The 2,079-nt window shown below is 27.8% G+C and carries 2 protein-coding genes (1 of these 2 running past the window's edge); one reads left to right on the top strand and one right to left on the bottom strand.

Annotated features, from left to right (window positions below):
• Nucleotides 1-27: 27 nt before the first annotated feature.
• Complete coding sequence (locus G3997_RS05740; RefSeq protein ID WP_296644272.1) at nt 28-1,797, bottom strand: ABC transporter ATP-binding protein; 1,770 nt, start codon at nt 1,795-1,797, stop codon at nt 28-30.
• Between the two features lie 170 nt (nt 1,798-1,967).
• Here G3997_RS05740 and G3997_RS05745 point away from each other — a divergent pair, with 170 nt between their 5' ends.
• Nucleotides 1,968-2,079 carry the start of a response regulator transcription factor gene (locus G3997_RS05745; protein WP_296644274.1) on the top strand. Its footprint extends 566 nt past the window's final position, so the window shows 112 of its 678 coding nt (coding positions 1-112); the start codon lies at nt 1,968-1,970; the stop codon falls past the right edge of the window.

Here is a 2,079-nt window from a genome sequence, read left to right on the forward strand (position 1 = left end):
CCTTTAGAATCTTTTTGATTTTCATTTTTACGCACTAGCTAACTCCTCCTTTGAAAGCTGAGAATATGCTATTTCTTGATATACAGTACAAGTTTTCATAAGTTCCTTATGAGTTCCCATTCCAACCATTTCACCATTATCTAAAACTATTATTTTATCTGCATCTATAATAGTTCCTATTCTCTGAGCTACTATTAAGTTTGTAACTCCTTTTGTTTCTTTCTTTAATACTGAACGTAATTTTCTATCAGTTTTATAATCAAGTGCTGAGAAAGAATCATCAAAGATGTATATTTCAGGCTTTCTACATACTGCTCTTGCAATTGATAATCTCTGCTTTTGTCCTCCTGATACATTTGTACCACCTTGAGATATACTTGCATCATAAGTATTCTCCATCTTTTCAACAAAGTCTTTACCTTGAGCTATTTCTATTGCCTTTTTTATATCTTCTTTAGAGTAATTAGTTTTTCCATTATCTCCATAAGATACGTTAGAAGATACACTTCCTGTAAATAAAACTGCCTTTTGAGGAACATATCCTAAAATATTACGAAGTTCATTTTGTTTATAGTCTTTTACATTTATACCATTAACTAAAACTTCACCTTCACTAGCATCATAAAATCTTGGTATTAAGTTTATTAATGATGTTTTACCACTTCCTGTTGAACCTATTATAGCAACAGTTTCTCCAGCCTTAGCTTTAAAACTTATATCTCTAAGTACATATTCTGAATCATCTGCATCTGGATATTTGAAGCTAACATTTTTAAATTCTATTTCACCAGCATCTGTAGTRTGTTCAACTTCTCCATGACCATCAACTATACTTTCTTTAGTATTTAAAACTTCTAATATACGACTTGCTGAAACTGAAGCTCTTGGCATCATTATAAATATCATTGTTAACATTATAAATGACATTATTACTTGCATTGAATAAGATGAGAATACTATCATATTACTAAATAAAGTCATTTTATCTTGTAATGCTGCATTATTTATTAAATATGCACCTATTGTGTATATAGCTAAGTTTAATAAATTTAATACAAACATCATACCAGGCATCATTACACCCATTGATCTGTTTATAAATAAGTTATTTTTAGTAACATCATTATTTACTTTTTCAAACTTTTCACTTTGATATTTTTCTGCATTGTATGCACGAACTACACGTATACCCATTAAGTTTTCTCTAGTTACTAAGTTAAGCTTATCTGTTAAACCTTGAACTTTTTTAAATCTTGGTACAACAAATATCATTATAATTGATATTAATAATATTATAGCCCCTAATGCTATACCTGTTGCTATAGTCCATTCTAAACCTTTACCTAGTATTTTACTTACAGCCCAAATTGCAGTTAAAGGGGCTTTCATAAGTAATTGAAGTCCCATTGCTATAAAGTTTTGAACTTGTGTTACGTCATTAGTTGAACGCGTTATTAAACTAGCAGTAGAAAATTTATTTATCTCTGCCATTGAGAATCCTTCTATTTTATCATATACATTAGAACGAAGTCTCCAAGATAAGTTTGCTGCTATTCTTGCTGCAAAATATCCAACTATAAATGAAGCTACTAAACTTCCTAGAGCACATAATAACATATATCCCCCAGCAGTTACTATTTCACTCATTTCACTATTTGGTGTTTGAACCAGTCTTGTTATTTCAGACATATAATCTGGAAGTTTTAAATCAAGATATACTTGTCCTATAACAAATATTAAACTGAAAAATACAAACAAATAGTCTTTCTTTGTTAAGTATTTTAAGATTTTTAACATTATATTTACTCCTCTCCTAATACAAATCTTATGATMWTMTATTTTATWAAATAAAGATTAACTAAAGATTAATTAAAGATGAACTCAAGATGAACTTTTTATATTAAAATTTATAATTGTTGACTGATTATCATAATCTAATATAATTAAAATTAAAAAGGAGGATTATGATGATTAATATATTATTAGTTGAAGATGATCAAAAGTTAAGTAAATTATTTTATACTGTATTGTCTAAACAAGGATTTAATATTTATATTGCAAATAATGGTATTGAAGCAT

This window comes from Romboutsia sp. 13368 (genome assembly GCF_018336475.1).
Lineage (GTDB): Bacteria > Bacillota > Clostridia > Peptostreptococcales > Peptostreptococcaceae > Romboutsia.